Source organism: Propionivibrio sp. (assembly GCF_047602565.1).
Classification (GTDB): Bacteria; Pseudomonadota; Gammaproteobacteria; order Burkholderiales; family Rhodocyclaceae; genus Propionivibrio.
The window spans coordinates 4,375,493-4,392,689 of the sequence record NZ_JASGGX010000001.1 but is presented as its reverse complement, the minus strand read 5'-3'; the positions used below and the strand labels follow the sequence as shown (position 1 = coordinate 4,392,689).

Sequence of the window (17,197 nt, the reverse complement as noted above, 5' to 3'; positions counted from 1 at the left end):
TCACTCCCCGCACGCGACGAGCGCCGATTCGGGCACCGCCAGCGTGCGTCCCGGCGCGCATTCGAAATGGACGTGATAGACGACGCCGGCGGCATGGCGCAGCACGCGCAGGATTTCGCCGGGGCTGCCCTTGGGAACATGCAGGCCGCCGTTGCCGGCCGCCAGAATCTTGTCCGCGCGCACCCGCTCGCGGCTCTCGAAAACGCTCGGCATCCAGGGCTCGTCGGCGCCGATCAACTCCTCCTCACGGCAGCCGACGATGCGATCCACATCGAGGAAGTGCACGCTGTAGATGGCCTGCGTCTGCAGGAAGGTGCCGACGTCAACCACCGTGCCGACGCTGCCCCGCCGGATCAGCAGTTCGCCGCGTGCCGCGCCTGGGAAGGTGCCGTCGTCGCGCACGTTGGAGGTCACGCGCACCGCGTCGCCTACGTCCCACAGAAAACTCATGGCGCGCGCCTCCTGCCGATGGCAGAGAGCGGCACCGTGGCGATGCCCGCGGCGCGCTGGTGTACACGGAAGACGCGTTCGGTGAGCGCGTCGGAGCGCACGAAATCCCCGTAGGCGCGCGCCAGGCAGGCGCGCAGGGCGGCATGGTCGGTGGCGTCGGCGCGCTGCAGGTAGTCGTGAAAACGCTGCAGGATGTGCAGCCGGTTGACACGCACCACCTGCGGGTCGAAGTCGACGCCGAAGAACTCCAGGAAATCTTCGGCGCTCTCCAGCCCGGACATCCGGCTTTCCAAGTCGTTGCCGACAGAACCGGCGGAAAAGGCGGAAGGCATGGGTTTTATCCTTTCAGCAAAGCGCGCGGACGTGATGCGGGGCCGCGCGGCGCGCGGCGTTCTTGCGGATGCGCACGGCACCGAGAAACGCGCGCAGTTCCCCGGACGAGGGCGCACGCTTGACGGCCAGCACGAATTCGCGGATGTCCGCCAGGAGCCGGGGAATCTCATCGTCCGCCAGGGATTCGCCCAATTGGGCGTAAACGGCCTGCAGCCCCTTCGCCCCGGAATGCTTGCCGGCGACGAAACGCTGCTCGCGGCCGACGATCCCGGGATCAAAGCCCTGGTAGTTGTCCGGATGCTTGACGAGACCGTCGATATGCAGGCCGGATTCGTGCGTGAACACGCCCTCGCCGACCACGCTCTTCTGCCACGCCACAGGCCGCCCCGACGCCGCTGCGACGGTCTCGGAGAGCGCCGGCAAGCGGCAAAGGTTGACGCCCGCATCGATGCCGTAGCAGCGGCGCAGGCCCAGGGCCACTTCTTCGAGCGGCGCGTTGCCGGCCCGCTCGCCCAGCCCGTTGACCGTGGTATTCACATGCGTGGCGCCGGCGCGCACGGCGGCCAGCGTGTTGGCCGTGGCGAGGCCCAGGTCGTCGTGCGCGTGCATTTCGATTTCGAGGTCCGACGCTTCGCGCAGGCGCCGCACCGCCTCGAACACCGCGAAGGGATCGAGCACGCCCAGCGTGTCGGCGAAGCGGATGCGGCGCGCGCCGGCGCGCCAGGCCGTTTCCGCGATCTCGGCGAGAAAGGCCGGATCGGCGCGCGAGGCGTCCTCGGCGCCGATGCTCACGTCGAAACCGCGTTCGCGGACGCGGACGATATAACGCGGCAGGTTGTCCAGCAGCCAGGCGCGGTCGCGGCGGAGCTTGTGGCGCAGGTGCTGGTCCGACGCCGCGACGGAAATATTGACCAGATCGACGTCGAGACGGCAGCACGCCTCGATGTCGTCCAGGCGCATCCGGCTCCACACCATGAGGCGGGCTTTCAGGCCGAGCGCCGCGATGGCTTCGATGCAGCGGCATTCCGCCTCGCCCATGGCCGGAATGCCGACCTCCAGCTCCTGCACACCGGCCTCGGCCAGTTGCCGGGCGATCGTCAGTTTTTCCGCATCGCGGAAGGCGACGCCTGCGGTCTGCTCGCCGTCCCGCAAGGTCGTGTCGTTGATCACGACGGAAGATTTCGAGGATTCTGACATGGGCACCACCTCCGCCCATCAATATGCAAGAACGGTGCCCAGGCCCGAAAGCTTTGTAATCAAGGGCTGCCGCGCCGATTTTGTCGGCGCTTTGTCGTATCTCCGACAATCAGCCGACAGGCGCGGCCCATCCTCCTGTTCCCGGGCGGTGCGAACCGGGTTTCTCGGAGCGCCGTCCGAACGGGCCGGCATCAGGCATAGGCCGGCGCGAAGGTTTTTTCCGCGTCGGCCGGCCCGTCGCCCGACCAGTACGGCGAGAGCTTGCGCAACTGGGCAATGATCGGCGGCACGGCGGCGATCACGCGGTCGATCTCCTCCTCGGTGTTGTAGCGCGACAGCGAGAAGCGGATGGTGCCGTGCGCGGCCGTGTAGGGAATGCCCATGGCCCGCATGACGTGCGACGGCTCCAGCGAGCCGGAAGTGCATGCCGAACCGGACGAGGCGGCGATGCCTTGCTTGTTGAGCAGCAGCAGGATGGCCTCGCCCTCGACGTATTCGAAGGCGATGTTGGCCGTGTTGGGCAGGCGGTTGCCCGGATCGCCGGTGACGAAGGCGTGCGGCACCCGCGCCAGGATGCCGGCTTCCAGCTTGTCGCGCAGGCGCCTGACCTCGTTGTTCTCGAAGGCCATGTGCTCCAGCGCCAGTGCGGCGGCACGGCCGAGGCCGACGATGGAGGCGGAATTCTCCGTGCCGGCGCGGCGGCCGCGTTCCTGGTGGCCGCCGCGCAGCAGCGGCCGGAAACGTGTGTTGCGGCGCAGGTAGAGCACGCCGATGCCCTTGGGCGCGTGCAGCTTGTGGCCGGATAGCGAAAGCATGTCGATCGTGCTGCTCCTCAGGTCGATCGGCACCTTGCCGACCGCCTGCACCGCGTCGGTGTGGAACATTGCGCCGACGGCGCGCGCCATGCGGGCCATTTCCTCGACCGGGAACAGGGTGCCGGTCTCGTTGTTGGCCCACATCGCCGAGACGACGGCCGTGCGCGGCGAAAGCAGCGACTTGTATTCGTCCAGGTCCAGGCGTCCTTTCTTATCGACCTTCAGGCGGTGGACTACGACGCCTTCCTTCTCCAGGTGTTCGCACAGGGCCAGGATGGCCGGATGTTCGACCGCGGTGGTGATGATCTGCCTGCGCTCGGGCTGCGCCCGCAGGGCGGAGAGGATGGCCGTCGAGTCGGACTCGGTGCCGCAGGAGGTGAAGATGATTTCAGAATCGAACTCGGCGCCGAGCAAGGCCTGTACCGCGACGCGCGCTTCCTTCAGTCCTTGCGCCACCTTGTTGCCGAAACTGTGCATCGACGAGGCGTTGCCGAACTGTTCGGTGAAGTACGGCAGCATGGCCTCGACCACGGCCGGGTCGCAGGCAGTCGTCGCGTTGTTGTCGAGATAGATCGGTTGCATGGCTCACCTCCGCGCCGGCCTGGACAGCAGGCTGGCGGGCAGCAGTTGGACGAATTCACCGAGCGCGTCGACGAGCTGCGCCTGGATGCCCGAGAGCGTGGCCTGCTCCATCATGCAGCCCTGGCAGGCGCCCTTGAGATTGACGTAGATGCTCTTGCCGTCGATCTCGACGACCTCGACGTCGCCGTGGTCGCGTTGCAGCATCGGCCGGATGGCCTCGATGGTTTCCTCGATCCTGCGCATGCGCTGGAAGTTGGTCAGGCGCGCGCGGGAGACAGGCTCCGGCGCGGCGGCGGCGGGTCTCGCCGGCTTCGGCGCTTCGGCCAGCGACGGCGGCATGGGCGCGGTGCAGCGCTCGGCCGAGACCCCGGCCAGGATCTCCTCGATGCCCTCGTGGCAACTGCAGCAGCCGCCGCCGGCTTTGGTGTAGTGCGTGACCTGCTCGACCGTGGTCAGGCCGTTGGCGCGCACCACGTCCTCGATCAGCACGGAGTCAACGGCGAAGCACTTGCACACCAGCGAACCTTCCTCGTGCTCGTCGGCCCACGCCTCGCCGCGATAGTTGGCGATGGCCGCGTGCAGCGCCTCGCGCCCCATCACCGAGCAGTGCATCTTCTCCGGCGGCAGGCCGTCGAGGTAGTCGGCGATCTGCTGGTTGGAAACCCGCATGGCCTCGTCGAGCGTCATGCCCTTGACCATCTCGGTGAGCGCCGACGACGAGGCGATCGCCGAACCGCAGCCGAAGGTCTGGAAATGCGCGTCGAGGATGCGTTCCGTGCCGGGATCGACCTTGAGCATCAGGCGCAGCGCGTCGCCGCACTGGATCGAACCGACGTCCCCCACCGCATTGGCGTCCTCCAACGGCCCGGCATTGCGCGGGTTGAAGAAATGCTCGCGGACTTTCTCGGTGTAATCCCACATGATGCTGCTCCTTCGATCCTGACTGGTTCATCGGTTCACCCGGGAAACACGGGGCGCGCAACGCCGGCGGCCGCCGTTCAGGCCGCGGCCCGCACCGGCGACGCCCCGTAGGTGTAGCAACCCTTCGGGCAGACCCGGCCGCAGGCGCCGCAGCCGATGCAGTCGCCGGAGTTCTTGAGGCTCATCACCGAGGCGGTGTCGTCCTCGTCGTAATCCTCGTCGTCGGGGTCCATTTCCTCGCCCCGGTTGATCAGGCCGAGCACCTCGCGCGTGCAGACCTTGTAGCAGCGGCCGCAGCCAATGCATTTCTTGGGGTCGATGGCGCTCACGAACTCGGGGGTCCAGGACGTGCCGTTCAGTGTCAGACCAGTGATGTTTTCCATCGTGCTTGCTCCTTGGGCAGGGGTATCCGATAGTTTGGCGGGGTGCGCCGTCCGTTCGCTCACAGACCGGCCACCTCGGGATATTTGCCGATGATTTCCAAGGCCACGGCCAGGTACTTGTCGGCTTCGTGCTTCATCTTCGACAGGCTCTCGAAACCGAAGCGGTGCGCGTCGCGCAGCGTGCGGTCGAGAACCACCAGCTTGCCGACGGTGATCAACACCCGGCCGAAGCCTTCGTGGGAGAGATGCACCAGCGATACGGCCATCAGCGCGCATTCCTTTTCGATCATCACCGCGATGCCGTTGTAGAAGGCCTTGATGCAGGCCAGCGTGATCTCATCCGGGTCGCCGATCACCGGAATCTCGGCCTTGCGCTCCTTGGTCAGGACGAAGGTTTCGAGCAGGCGGGCCGCCGGTTGTCCGTCGTACTGGCCGTAGCTGTCGAGCGCGCGCATCTGGCGCACCATCTCGCGGATGAAATCGGTTTCGAGGATGGCATCGCTGCTCGCGGCGGCGGGGATCGAATTCATGGGGTCGTCTCTCCGAAACTTTGGATCGGGGGGTCTGCGCGGGAACTCCGGCAATCGTCCGGGCAAGGGCCGCTCATTCCTGCCATCCTTCCTCGGCCATGCGGTCGAAGCGCGAGAGGTCGCCGGCGCGGCAGAACGCCCGGTCGATCCAGGCGACGCCGCCTTCGCGCACGGCGCGGCGCACGTCGCTCAACAGGACGTCGATACCCGTCTTCTCCTCCAGGCGGATCGGCTGCACGCCGGCCGCCAGCAACTGGCGCACGGCCGAACCGCCGACCGCCAGACAGTACACGGCGGCGCACCCGGTCAGCGCCGAAACCTTTTCGGCCAGCTTGTTGTGGCTACGGCCCATGTCGGCATTGGCCTCCGCCGAAATTTCGTTCCCACCGCCGTCCATGGGCTCCTCCGGGAACTCCGCCACTTCCACCAGCTTCGCCCGTTCGGCGTCGACGGCATGGATGGCGAAACCGGCGGAAGCGCCGAAATGCTGGTCCACGGTGACGCGGTCCGAGGTGGCGAAGGCAACCTTGAGCACGGCCCGCTCCCGGTCAGTGGCGGACCACGCCAGCGCCAGCTTGCGGGCGTGCGGAGGCGGGCACGGCGTCGCCTCGGTAGATGGATCGATAGGCAGGAAGGTCATGGTGCTGCCCCAGGAAAAGGTTGGCGATGTCGAACAGGGCCTGCCGCGCGTGGCGGTAGCCCACCCAGCCGCGCGCGTAGCCGCCGACCTGGTCGTAGAGCGGAAAACCGGCGCGCAGCAGCAGGATGCCCAGGCGTCCGGCCGCGCCGGCGCCGTGCGAGTTGCACACCAGCATCTGCGCGCCGTGCGCGTGGGCGGCCTGTTCCAGGTCTTCCAGGTCGCCGATCAGCACGCGCGGGCACGGCACGCCGGCCAGCACCTCGGCGCGCGCCGGCGCCACGGCGGCGACGATCTCGGCGCCCACGCCGGCGAACAGATCGGCCAGGCCGGCCAGCAGGTCGGAATCGAGCCCCAGCGCCACGCGCAGGAAGCCGGTCATGAAGTGCGTGTCGACCATCGCGTCCTGCAACTGCGCGCGCAGGCGCTCGATCCTCGCCGGCACCGCCTGGCCGGAAATCTCGGCCAGGGCCTGGGTGAAGCTGTCGCAGGCATCGAGCCCGATCAGGTGGTCGAAGCGGAACGTCGGCACGCCGGTGCGCGCCGCCAGACGGTCGGCCGCCGCGCCGATGGAGCGGCCGACGGCCAGGGTGGCGACCGATTCGCCCATCGCCGCGATCTCGGCGCGCGGCACGCCGCCGAGCGTCAGCGGCGTGTGCTGCCTGTCGATCAGGTGGCCGTCCATCGAATCGCCGAGGTCGGGCACCACCACCGGCCGCAGTCCGAAGGCTTCGATCCATTCCTTGATCGCTTCGACGTCGCCCGGCGAGAGCATCGCCGAGGCCAGCACGTTGACCTGGCGGCGCCGGCGCCCGGCCTGGCGCGTCTCGGGAACCAGCGCGTCGACGATGGCGTCGAGCGCCAGCGCGAAGCCGCTCTCCAGGCAGCCGGCGAAGTCCGGCGTGTTCACCGGCACCACGGCCACGTGGGCGAATTCGGGATGCCGGGCGCGGAACTCGCGGACGAGGCGGTGGATGTCGGTGCCCTGCGTCTCGGACAGGCCGGTGGTCGGCAGGCCGATCACCTCCGGCCGGTTCTTCTCGCAGATTGTCTTCAGCCCGACGAGCACATTCTCGCCGGCGTCCATGACCGTGGCCACCTGGTCCATCGCCGTCGTCTGCAGCGGGATCGGCTCGCGGAAATGGCGCACCAGGAAGACCTTGCCGAACGCCGAGCACCCCTGGGCGCCGTGCAGCATCGGCAGGCAGTTGCGCAGTCCGAGGAAGGCCAGCGCGGCGCCGACCGGCTGGCTGGCCTTGAGCGGGCTGACGGTCAGCGGCTTGGCGTGGCGGACGATTTCGGCCATTTCCCTCTCCTTGCGCTCAGGCCGCGACCGGCACGCCGACGCTGCCGCCGGCCGCCCACGGCGCCGGCTTGCGCACCGCCGCCCACACCGGGCTTTCGATGGTCAGCGCGAGCTGCCGCGCCATCTCGGTCATGCCGACGTAGCCGGCGTAGGCGAATTCGCGCTCCTGGTTGATGTCCAGGAAGGGGATGCGCGCCTTCATCGCCGTGTACAGGTTGCGGCCGCCGGCGATCAGCACATCGGCGCCCTTTTCGTGGAACACCTTGAGCAGGCCGGCGGGGTCGCCGCTTTCGAGCATGTGCGCGTCCTCGCCCAGCAGGTCGCGGATGCGTTCCTTGTCCTCCTCGGTCAACTTGCGCACGCCGGTCGCCACGACCTCCATGCCCAGGTCCTGCAAGGCCGAGACGATCGACCAGGACTTGACGCCGCCGGTGTAGAGCAAGGCGCGCCTGCCCTGCAGCCGGGCGCGCCACGGTTCGAGCAGCGCCCTGGCCCGGGCCTCCTCGCGGGCGATCAGCGCCTCGGTGCGCTCCGCCAGGTCCGCGTCGCCCAGCAGGCGGGCGAAGCCGCGCAAGGCCCGCGACATCTCGGAAATGCCGTAGAAGCTGCCCTCGAAGTAGGGCACGCCCCAGGTCTCCTTGAGCCGGCGCGCGACGTTGAGCAGCGCGTTCGAGCAGACCACCATCGAGGCTTCGGCGCGATGCATCGTCTGCACCTCGCGGAAGCGCGCGTCGCCCGACAGGGAGCCGATCACGCGCAGCCCGAGTTCGTCGAACAGCGGCGCCACGTGCCAGAACTCGCCGCAAATGTTGTACTCGGCGATCAGGGCGATGTCGTGCACCTCGACGCCGGGACGCCGCGCCGACGCGGGCACCGGGTCCGGCTCGCAGGTGCCGATCACGTGCTCGAACATGGTCTCGCCGGCGATGCGGTCGCCAAGCTTCTTGGAACCGTAGAAACCGGCCGCGTCGACCGGGATCACCGGCACGCCCCAGCGCGCCTCGGCGGCCTTGCACACGGCGGGCAGATCGTCGCCGATCATGGCTGTCACGCAGGTGGCATAAACGAACACGGCGGCCGGCGCATGCATGTCGATGGCCTGCTTGATGGCGTGGAACAGGCGCTTCTCGCTGCGCCCCATCACGATGTCCTGCTCGGACAGGTCGGTGGTCATGCCGATGCGGTAGAGCGCCGGCCCGGTGGTGCGCGCGCCCCGGTTGTCCCACGAATCCCCGGCGCAGGCGATCGGCCCGTGCACGATGTGCGCCACGTCGGCGATGGGAAACAGGGTGATCTGCGCGCCGTCGAACGAACATCCGCCGGCCGTGGCGCCGGGCTTGGGGCGCGTGCAGCCGCCCTTGGCCTTGCTGGCGTTGTTGGCGCAGGCCGGCTCGTCGATCAGCAGGGCGATATCGCTCGTCTTCATGGTGGCATCCTTTCGCCCTTGCCATGCAATCGGCGTGCCACCGATAAGCACATGTTTTTGCGGGCATTCTCCAACCCGCCCTGTGTGGCGATCGCGACAGCGCGCCCGGCGGGCGCGGCGCCGATTGTCGCGAACCCGACACCCGCCCCCCGGAAACTCCGGGGAAAACGCCGTCGCAACAGGTGGAAAGGCTCTTGCTTATGGCGGTACAGGACATTCCGACCGAGGCATCGACATGACGCACCCACCGACACCCCCGCTGGCCCTCGCCCGGCATCCCGACGACCCCGCCACGCTGGCCTTCGCCGGCGTCATCGCCCGTTCCATGCAGGCCCGCCGCCGGCCGCTGATCCGCGGGCTGGACGAGGACGGCTTCCACGCGCTCGTCGCCTCCTACTTTCCTGGCCTGGAATGCAGCAACGGCGGGACGGACGGCGAGGACATGGCGATGTTCGCCTACGACGAGTTCGACGACCTGGTCGACCTGCTGCTCGAACACCGCGGATGCGGCGACGCGATGGAAGTCTGGCTGGCCCATGCCATCGCCACGGCGGCGATGGGCGAGAACCACCTCTGGCAGGACATGGGCCTGCCCAGCCGCAACGTGCTCTCGGCCCTGCTGCGCAAGCACTTCCCCACGCTCACCGCGCTGAACGACAAGGACATGAAGTGGAAGAAATTCTTCTACCGCCAGCTCTGCCAGCGCGCCGGCGTGCTCATCTGCAAATCCCCGCACTGCGCGGACTGCTGCGACTACCGTATCTGCTTCGGCCCTGAGGACGCTTGATACGGTTTTGCATTCATGCGGCGCAGAACAAGGCGGGGAGCCGCAACAGTGCACATGGCACGGCGTGGCGCCGCCGCTCTTCTCACGCGGACGGATGTGAAACGCCCCGAATCCGCGCCCGGATCGCCGCCGTTTCCACCGGCCGCGTTCAGCCTTTCGCCCGGGCGTCGATCCGGCTTTCGAGCTGGGCCACGTGATCGGCTTCCTCTTCGGCGAACTCCCGGGCCATCATCCGCACGTTGGGATTGCGGCTGCTCTCGGCGATGCCCCGATAGAAGGCGCAGGCGCGCTGTTCGCCGTCGAGGGCCAGCGCAAGGGCGCCGGGGACGTCCATGAACGCATCCGCGCCGCTCCAGGCGGCTGCTTCCGGGCTGGCGCCGTCGGGCCAGGCGTATTCGTCGGCGCGCAGCTCGGGCGGATGGTGGAATCCGCCCCGGGCCATGGCGTCCGCCAGATGCAGGCGGGAGTAATGCGCCATCTGGCCGAAGAAATCCGCTACCTCGGGATCGCCCAGCGTCTTCATGCCCGTCGCCAGTTCCTCGTAGCGCCGGGCCGATTCCTTTTCCAAATGGATGGCATGCGCGAGAAACAAATGTATGTCGTCCATGCCGTCCTCAACCGAACTTGAACAGGATGCCGAATCCGCCGCGCGGCCAGTCCCAGTCGATGTTGCGGTACTCGTCGCAGACGATGCGGCAGGTGCCGCATTCCAGGCAGCCGTCGGCGATCAGCACCACCTTGCCGTTGCCTTCCGTGGTATAGCAGCCCGCCGGACAGCACACCGTGCATTGCTGGCTGCCGCACCGGTGGGCGCACAGTTCGGCGTCCTTGATGCGGACGTGCGGCCGCTCCGAATCGACCCGGTAACGGTCCTGGAACAGCTTCTCTTCGACTTTCAGCATGATCCTTCTCCTTACTCGACGGCGCGCCAGAACTTGTAGGCGTCGCCGATCAGGCCGAACAGCGAACGCGAGGCGACGAAGCTGCGCTTGATCTCCCGCTCCTTGGTCTTCTTGTTCAACGCCGTCCACCCGGATCATCGTCTGCGCGGCGCGCGAGAGCAGGTCCGGATAGGTGTTGAAGAACTGCTTGTTGTTGTGGAAGATGTCCGACATGCGGCGGTACTTGCGCAGATCCTTCATGACGTAGCTCTCTTCCAGCCTGGCCTTGTAGGCGGCCAGATTGGCCCGGGTGAAAGGCTTGCCGGCCGCCTTCAGCTCCACCAGGGTCTCGGCCGCCAGCATGCCGGTGGTCATGGCCAGGTTGGAACCTTCCCGGTGCAGGCCGTTCACGAACTGCCCCGCGTCGCCGGCGATCAGCCAGCCGTCGCCGACCACCTGGGGAATGGCGTTGTAGCCGCCTTCGGGGATCAGGTGCGCCGCGTACTCCTTCATCTCGCCGCCGGCGATCAGCGGCGCGATGGAGGGATGCGACTTCATGCGCTCCAGCAGTTCGTAGGGCGTGATCTTCTGCGCCTTGAAATCGGAGAGGATGCAGCCGACGCCCAGGGTGATCGATTCCTTGTTGGTGTAAAGGAAGCCCGTGCCCATCATGCCGGCGGAAATGTTGCCGGCCATCTCGATGACGACGCCCTCGTCCTCGCCGATGTTGAAGCGGGATTCGATGGTTTCCTGGGGCAGGAAGTGGATTTCCTTGACCGCCAGCGCCATGTTCCTGGGCTGCATTTCGGGGCAGAAGCCGGCCTTGACCGCCAGCCGCGAGTTGGCCCCTTCGGCCACGATCACCGCGTCGGCGAGCACCTCGCCGCCCTTGCGGTCGGTGCGCACGCCGATCACCTTCTTGCCGTCCATCAGCAAGTCGGTGACGGTGGTCTCGCAGATGGTGAGCGCGCCGGCTTCCCGCACCTTCTTGTTGAACCACTGGTCGAAGTGCGTGCGGATGATGGTGTAGCGGTTGTAGGGGGGCTTGTTGAAGTCCTCGGAGCGGTAGTGCGTGCCCATGTAGGAGGTGTCGTCCAGCACCCATACCCGCTGTTCGATCAGGTGGCGTTCGAGGGGCGCCTCGTCGCGGAAGTCGGGAATGATCCGTTCCAGCGCGTCGGCATAGAGGATGGCGCCCTGCACGTTCTTCGAACCCGGCGTTTCGCCGCGCTCGATCTGCAGCACCTTGAGCCCGCCCTTGGCCAGGGTGTAGGCGGCGGCGTTGCCGGCCATGCCGGCACCGACCACGATCACATCGAATTTTTCAGCCATGATGGTCTCCTGTCAGCCGGCCCGCCGGGCCTGGGCCAGATGCGTCCTGAACGCTTCGGTCAGCGCCGGCAGGATGGTCATGGCGTTGCCGACGATGCCGTAGTGGGCGAAATCGAAGATGGGGGCGTTAGGGTCCGAGTTGATGGCGACGATCACGTCGGCGCCGTCCATGCCCACCCGGTGCTGGATGGCGCCGGAGATGCCGGCGGCGATGTAGAGCTTGGGACGCACGGTCTTGCCCGACTGGCCGACCTGGCGATCCAGCTCGATCCAGCCGGCCTGCACCACTGGCCGCGACCCTCCGACCTCGGCGCCCAGCACCCTGGCCAGGTCCCATACGAGCTGGAAGTTCTCCGGTTTCTTGAGCCCCCGGCCGCCGGACACGATGATGTCGGCGAAAGGCAGATTGGGTTTGTCGCGCGTGTCGTCCGGGATGAACTCCAGGACCTTGGTGATGATGGAAGCCTCCGGCATGGTGGAGAACGGCACTTCCACGATCTCGCCGCCACGCGAGGCGTCCGCCTCAGGCATGGCCATGACGCGCGGGCGCACCGTGGCCATCTGCGGACGATGCCGCTGGGTGAGGATGGTGCACAGCAGCGAACCGCCGAAGGTCGGCCGGGTGGAGGCCAGGTTGCGGCTCTCCGAATCGATCACCAGGCCGGTGCAGTCGGCCACCAGTCCCGTCTTGAGCGTGGTGGCGACCGAGCCGGCGAGGTCCCGGCCGAGCGTCGAGGCGCCGAGCATCAGGATCTCCGGCTGGTAGGTATTCACCAGTTCGGTCAGGGCCGCGGCGTAGGGCTCGTTGCGGTAGTCGGCGAGCACCGGGTCCTGTACCAGGTAGCACTTGTCGGCGCCGTAATGGAAGGCTTCGGCGCAGATACCCTTACCCCGTTCGCCGGGGCCGGCCATGACCACGCCGCACAGTTGCACGCCGAGGGCGTCGGCCAGCTTGCGGCCTTCGCCGAGAAGTTCCCAGGAAACCGGATGGACCTCGCCGCGTTCGCTCTCGACGAAGACCCAGACGTGCCGGTAATTGACGAAACGCGGATCCAGCTCGACTTTCCTGCGTGCCGGTTTTTTTGCTTGCTCGCTCATGATGAAAAGTTCTCCCGTTCAGCGTGCGCGTTTGGCGATTTCCCGTTCCAGCTTGGGATTCTGGGTGAACATCTTGGCCAGCAGGGTCACCGCCAGATTTTTCGGGTCGTCGTCCTGGGTTTCGATGATCTCGGCGCGTTCGCTGCGGGGCTTCGGCGCGAAGACCTTGTTGACCACCGTCGGGCTGCCTTTCAGGCCGATCATCTCGACGTCGTCGATGCCCGCCGCTTCCCTGTCCCAGATTTTCAGGGGATAGCGGGCAGCCCGGAACAGATCGTCCAGGTCGCCGAAACGCATTTCGTTGGTCCCTTCGAGCATGGTGATCAGGCAGGGCATGGACGTTTTCAGGAGCTGTACGCCGCCCTCGGCACGGCGCTCCACCCGGATCTCTTTCTTCTCCAGATTCACATCCACGATCTTCGAAACGTAGGTGAGCAACTGGTAGTTCAGGCGCTTGGCGATACCCGGCCCGACCTGCGCCGTATCGCCGTCGATGGTCTGCTTGCCGGTGAAGATCAGGTTGACCGGCATATTGGCCATGATTCTGCGGATGGTCGCGGTGAGCGCATAGGAGGTGGCCAGCGTGTCGGAACCCGCGAAGGCGCGGTCCGACACCAGGATCGCATCGTCGGCGCCGTAGGACAGGCACTTCCTCAGGGCGGCCTCGGCCATCGGCGGCCCCATGCTGACGACGGTCACCGTGCCGCCGAGCGTGTCCTTGAGGCGCAGCGCCTCTTCCAGGGCGAACAGGTCATAAGGATTGACGATGGCCGGCACGCCCTGGCGCATGATGGTGTTGGTGACCGGGTGCACCCGGATCTGGGCCGAATCGGGAACCTGCTTGATGCAGACGACGCTGTGCATGGCGCTCTCCCCGTTTCAGGCCACCGCGTAGCGCGGCACGCTCTTGTTGACGACGATGCAGTCGGCAGGACAGTCGATGAGGCACTGGGCTTCGTCGAAATAGCCGACGCACTCGGTGCATTTGTCCGGCGTGATCGCAAACACCCCGCCTTTTTCGTTGATGGCGTGATTCGGACAAATTGATTCACAAGCGGCACAGCCAGTGCATTGCGAGCCGATGATCTTGTAGGCCATGAATGTTTCTCCGCATGTAATGAATGAAGTGACGGAGAGAACCTTGCAATAGGCGTGCCATCGGGCTTTTATACAAAAAAAGAACTAAATTTCTTACATATCAAACAGTTGATAATTGTCGTTTTAATAACAAAATAGAAATTCGTCTTTGCTCCGGGTGGTGTTTCCGATCATTCCGCCCTTCGGGCATCACTGCCCGCCCGGATGGCGCCATCGCCCGGCGCGTTCATCGCGGCATGGCGTCGCCGAAGGAATAAAAGGCATGGACGCGGTCACAGCCGGCGCTGGCGGCGACCTCGCGAAACACCAGCCAGCGGTCGTCGCGCAGGCGCCAGGCGGTGCGCTTCTCGGCGTAGACCGGCTCATCGTAGAACAGCTCGTCGTCATCGAGCCGGGGTTCGGTCAGCACGTAGCGATACGCGCAATAGCACGGCAGGTCGCTCTCGTCGAAGCCGGTCGTCCTGTCCGCGGTAATCTCGTACTCCCGGCAAACCTCGAAACGGATCGGCGCAACGACCATCGCCTGCCAGTCGGCCGGAAGGTCCAGCCGCCAGTCCGGCTCCCGGTCCGGCCGTTTTTGCGGCAGGAGTCCGGACATTTTGTATAACTGCATATGTATAGACATAATGAAAATACCGGACTGGAGAGTTTCCGGAGCGAACCCGTCAAGAATTTGTTGCAGACCCGACAGAACCGGCAGGCCAAATGTAGGCTTTATCCTGGCTATGCGTCACGTTATATAGATCAGCAAATAACGTTCCAAGAACAAACGAAGCAAGCGCCAGGAGAAGATCAGTCCCGGATCAGTCCGCCACGAACCGGATGGCATCAGCGAGCAGACGATCTGTCACAGTATCTCGACGGTCGGACGATCAACATCACAGGACGCGGCCCTGGACCAGATTCCGGGCATCCGCCAATGCGCCAGCCAATCGGCCAGAGCTTCGGGAGGCATCGGCCGGCCGATGCCATACCCCTGCGCATAATCGCACCCGCACCGTATGAGCGGAATGCCGTGCTCGATCGTTTCCACGCCTTCGGCAACGACCTTGAGCCCAAGCGTATGCGCCATGCCGACGATCCCCTCGACCAGCGCCTGATCCTCCGTATTGCCAAGCATGTGGTAAACGAACGACCGGTCGATCTTCACCTTGGCGACCGGGAGCTGCCGCAGGTACGTAAGCGAGGAATACCCCGTGCCGAAATCGTCAAGGGAGAAATGCACGCCCAGTCGCAGGCACCTGCGCAGGCGCTCGGTGATTTCGTCGAGGTCCTTCAGCGCCGTCGTTTCGAGTATCTCGAGTTCGAGCGTCCGCGGATCGACCCCTGCATGTGCCTGCAGGACGGTTTCGAGTCGCTCGACGAAATCGGCGCGCTGTATGTGCAAGGCGAAGACATTGACGCTCACCTGCATGTCCATGCCTTGCGCGAGCCATGCCTCCTTTTGCCGCAGAGCCTCGTGAAGAATCCACTCCCCGACCGGCAGGGTCAGTTCGGAATCCTCGATCACATGCAGAAAGTCGCTGGGCTGCAGAAGCCCGTATTTCGGATGCAACCAGCGCAACAATGCTTCCACGCCGACCACCTCGCCGGAGCGCAAATCGACCTTGGGCTGATAGAACAGACGCAATTCGTTCCTGGCAAGCGCCGCGACCAGGCCCGCGCGCTTTTCCTGATATTCCCGCAGGCACCGCTCGCTTTCCAGGTCGAAAAACCGCATCCGGTTCTTGCCATTGCGCTTGGCTTCGCACATCGCCTGATCCGCGTGCCGAAGCAGGACATCGGGCTCGTCGGCGCCATCCGGCGGATAGATCGTGACTCCGACGCTGATCGTGAGTTCGGCCTGCACGTTGCCGATGCGGTACGGTTCCGCGGCGACCCGAATCAGCCGCGATATCGCCCGCTCGACATCGCCTTCCTCCCTGAAATCGCGGAAAAGCAGCACGAACTCGTCGCCTCCCAGCCTGGCGACCGTTTCGTTGGCACGTACGCAGCTGCGGAAACGCTTCGCCACCTCCACCAGGACGCGGTCGCCGGCTTCGTGGCCCCACTGATCATTCACGCCTTTGAAGCCGTCGAGATCGAGGTAGCACACGGCGATATGCTCATCGCCTTTACGCAGGCAGTGCGCCATCGCCTGCCGCATCCGGTCGGTCAGCAGCGCCCGGTTCGGCAAGCCCGTCAAATCGTCGTAGTACGCCATGAATTCCAGCCGCCGCTGGCTCTCCCGAAGGGCACGAAGCGAGGTTTCGAGGCGTTCGTTGCTTTCCAGCAGCGATGCCGCGTTGTTCCGCTGTTTTTGCCACTGCCGATGCAGCGTCAGGGCCGTACCGTTGATCACCAGCAGAAAGAGCGCCAGAAGGCCGACAAAGCGCCATGACGTCTGTTGCCAATCGATCAGGAAATCCTCTTTCGATATTCCCACGAATACATGGATCGGCGCATTGGCCAGCAGACGATAACCGACGATGCGTTCCACCCCGTCGAAAGGCGAAACCCCGCGGTAGGTCCCTTCCGTCTTTCCTTCGGCGACAAGGCGCGATAGTTCCGGGGATACCCTGGCGTCGCCCATCTGCGCCTCCAGCGCAGCGTCATCGGAGGGAAATCGCGTGACCAGGCCAAGGTCGGCGTCCCGCAAGGTCATGACGCCTTGCGGCCCGACCTCGAATCTCGCAAGGACCTGGTCGAAATACCAGAGCGGCAGGGAAACGATGACGATCCCGGAAAATCTACCGGCCCGATCCCGAATCGCCCGGGCGAAAATCACGATGAAACGGCCCGTGATCATGCTTTTCAAGGGTTTCGATACCAGCAGACCGGCCGCTTTCCCTGTTTTGAGCGCCTGAAAATAATCGCGATTCGTGACGAGAAAATCCGCCGGCCCTTCGTCGCTTTCATGCAGGATGACCCGCCCCTCCGCATCCGCGATACTCCAGCCCTCGGTCTCCGGCAACAGTTCCTTCTGCTGCTTGACCAGCGCCCGGATGGATGAAATCGCGGCATCTCCTCTCGCCCCGGTCTGTTTCTCGTACTCCCCGACGACGGTCTGGAGGGAAAGATTGATCTTGTCGACCTCGCCGCCCAGATGGAGGTCGATGGCCTGCACGAGATTCTGTCCACGAATTTCCGCTTCCTGGATCGATCGCTCGTACAACTGTTTCAAGCCGATGGTAACGACGACGATCGCCACCATGTTTATGGAAAACAATGCCGCCCGCATCCATGTACGGAAGTCGGCGCGATCGTTCAGCGGTGCCATGGCGCCCCGGACCGGCCGTCCGTATCTTCCGGCATGTTCGTTGCCGATCGGGGGAAGAGGCAGACAGGGGCCGCATGGCTCCCGAGACCGTGTATTTCCCCCGGGACGGCAGAACTCATGCGTCCCGCCTCGCGCGGGACGGCGACTCGATCAGGCTTGCTT

18 protein-coding genes are annotated in these 17,197 nt (G+C 65.6%); 1 reads left to right on the top strand and 17 read right to left on the bottom strand.

The features are described 5' to 3' along the window. The 10 genes from QM701_RS20760 to nifE all read right to left on the bottom strand — a co-directional run bounded on the left by QM701_RS20760 (position 1) and on the right by nifE (position 8,580). Entirely contained in the window at positions 1 to 450 is a 450-nt protein-coding gene (locus QM701_RS20760; protein ID WP_415168896.1) for a nitrogen fixation protein NifZ, read from the bottom strand. Further along, the gene (gene nifW, locus QM701_RS20755) at positions 447 to 782 is read right to left on the bottom strand and encodes a nitrogenase-stabilizing/protective protein NifW (protein ID WP_415168895.1); all 336 of its coding nucleotides are present in this window, start codon (positions 780 to 782) and stop codon (positions 447 to 449) included. The genes QM701_RS20760 and nifW overlap by 4 nt, the downstream gene beginning before the upstream one ends. Before the next feature lie 13 nt (positions 783 to 795). Continuing rightward, on the bottom strand, positions 796 to 1,980 hold the full coding sequence (gene nifV / locus QM701_RS20750; protein ID WP_415168894.1) for a homocitrate synthase: 1,185 nt from the start codon (positions 1,978 to 1,980) through the stop codon (positions 796 to 798). Positions 1,981 to 2,171: 191 nt separating this feature from the next. Next, on the bottom strand, positions 2,172 to 3,377 hold the full coding sequence (gene nifS, locus QM701_RS20745; protein ID WP_415168893.1) for a cysteine desulfurase NifS: 1,206 nt from the start codon (positions 3,375 to 3,377) through the stop codon (positions 2,172 to 2,174). Between the two features lie 3 nt (positions 3,378 to 3,380). Further along, positions 3,381 to 4,298, bottom strand: a complete 918-nt coding sequence (gene nifU / locus QM701_RS20740) for a Fe-S cluster assembly protein NifU (RefSeq protein ID WP_415168892.1) — start codon at positions 4,296 to 4,298, stop codon at positions 3,381 to 3,383. Positions 4,299 to 4,375: 77 nt separating this feature from the next. Beyond that, positions 4,376 to 4,681 carry a ferredoxin III, nif-specific gene (fdxB, locus tag QM701_RS20735; protein ID WP_415168891.1) on the bottom strand — a complete coding sequence of 102 codons (306 nt, stop codon included), beginning with the start codon at positions 4,679 to 4,681 and terminating at the stop codon, positions 4,376 to 4,378. Between the two features lie 59 nt (positions 4,682 to 4,740). Further along, positions 4,741 to 5,211, bottom strand: coding sequence for a NifX-associated nitrogen fixation protein (locus QM701_RS20730; protein WP_415168890.1), 471 nt, complete (start codon positions 5,209 to 5,211; stop codon positions 4,741 to 4,743). A 73-nt stretch (positions 5,212 to 5,284) separates the two neighbouring features. After that, positions 5,285 to 5,851: a NifB/NifX family molybdenum-iron cluster-binding protein gene (locus QM701_RS20725; protein ID WP_415168889.1), complete on the bottom strand. Its 567-nt coding sequence runs from the start codon at positions 5,849 to 5,851 to the stop codon at positions 5,285 to 5,287. Beyond that, positions 5,760 to 7,154 (bottom strand): nitrogenase iron-molybdenum cofactor biosynthesis protein NifN, encoded by a 1,395-nt coding sequence (gene nifN / locus QM701_RS20720; RefSeq protein WP_415168888.1) that lies wholly within the window; start codon positions 7,152 to 7,154, stop codon positions 5,760 to 5,762. The genes QM701_RS20725 and nifN overlap by 92 nt, the downstream gene beginning before the upstream one ends. A 16-nt stretch (positions 7,155 to 7,170) precedes the next feature. Beyond that, entirely contained in the window at positions 7,171 to 8,580 is a 1,410-nt protein-coding gene (nifE, locus tag QM701_RS20715) for a nitrogenase iron-molybdenum cofactor biosynthesis protein NifE (protein ID WP_415168887.1), read from the bottom strand. Between the two features lie 235 nt (positions 8,581 to 8,815). On the opposite strand from nifE, the gene QM701_RS20710 reads away from it, so the two are divergent. Further along, on the top strand, positions 8,816 to 9,367 hold the full coding sequence (locus tag QM701_RS20710) for a nitrogen fixation protein NifQ (RefSeq protein ID WP_415168886.1): 552 nt from the start codon (positions 8,816 to 8,818) through the stop codon (positions 9,365 to 9,367). Between the two features lie 148 nt (positions 9,368 to 9,515). On the opposite strand, the gene QM701_RS20705 is transcribed toward QM701_RS20710, so the two are convergent. From QM701_RS20705 to QM701_RS20675, 7 genes are all read right to left on the bottom strand, one after another. Beyond that, positions 9,516 to 9,974, bottom strand: a complete 459-nt coding sequence (locus QM701_RS20705) for a ferritin-like domain-containing protein (RefSeq protein WP_415168885.1) — start codon at positions 9,972 to 9,974, stop codon at positions 9,516 to 9,518. 7 nt (positions 9,975 to 9,981) lie between these two features. Continuing rightward, the gene (locus QM701_RS20700; protein WP_415168884.1) at positions 9,982 to 11,580 is read right to left on the bottom strand and encodes an FAD-dependent oxidoreductase; all 1,599 of its coding nucleotides are present in this window, start codon (positions 11,578 to 11,580) and stop codon (positions 9,982 to 9,984) included. A gap of 12 nt (positions 11,581 to 11,592) precedes the next feature. Beyond that, the gene (locus tag QM701_RS20695) at positions 11,593 to 12,678 is read right to left on the bottom strand and encodes an electron transfer flavoprotein subunit alpha/FixB family protein (RefSeq protein ID WP_415168883.1); all 1,086 of its coding nucleotides are present in this window, start codon (positions 12,676 to 12,678) and stop codon (positions 11,593 to 11,595) included. 18 nt (positions 12,679 to 12,696) lie between these two features. Next, entirely contained in the window at positions 12,697 to 13,542 is an 846-nt protein-coding gene (locus tag QM701_RS20690) for an electron transfer flavoprotein subunit beta/FixA family protein (protein WP_415168882.1), read from the bottom strand. Between the two features lie 15 nt (positions 13,543 to 13,557). Beyond that, positions 13,558 to 13,776: a 4Fe-4S binding protein gene (locus QM701_RS20685; protein ID WP_415168881.1), complete on the bottom strand. Its 219-nt coding sequence runs from the start codon at positions 13,774 to 13,776 to the stop codon at positions 13,558 to 13,560. A 226-nt stretch (positions 13,777 to 14,002) separates the two neighbouring features. Beyond that, positions 14,003 to 14,374, bottom strand: coding sequence for a hypothetical protein (locus tag QM701_RS20680; protein ID WP_415168880.1), 372 nt, complete (start codon positions 14,372 to 14,374; stop codon positions 14,003 to 14,005). 249 nt (positions 14,375 to 14,623) lie between these two features. Continuing rightward, positions 14,624 to 17,035, bottom strand: a complete 2,412-nt coding sequence (locus QM701_RS20675) for an EAL domain-containing protein (RefSeq protein ID WP_415168879.1) — start codon at positions 17,033 to 17,035, stop codon at positions 14,624 to 14,626. Between the last annotated feature and the right edge of the window lie 162 nt (positions 17,036 to 17,197).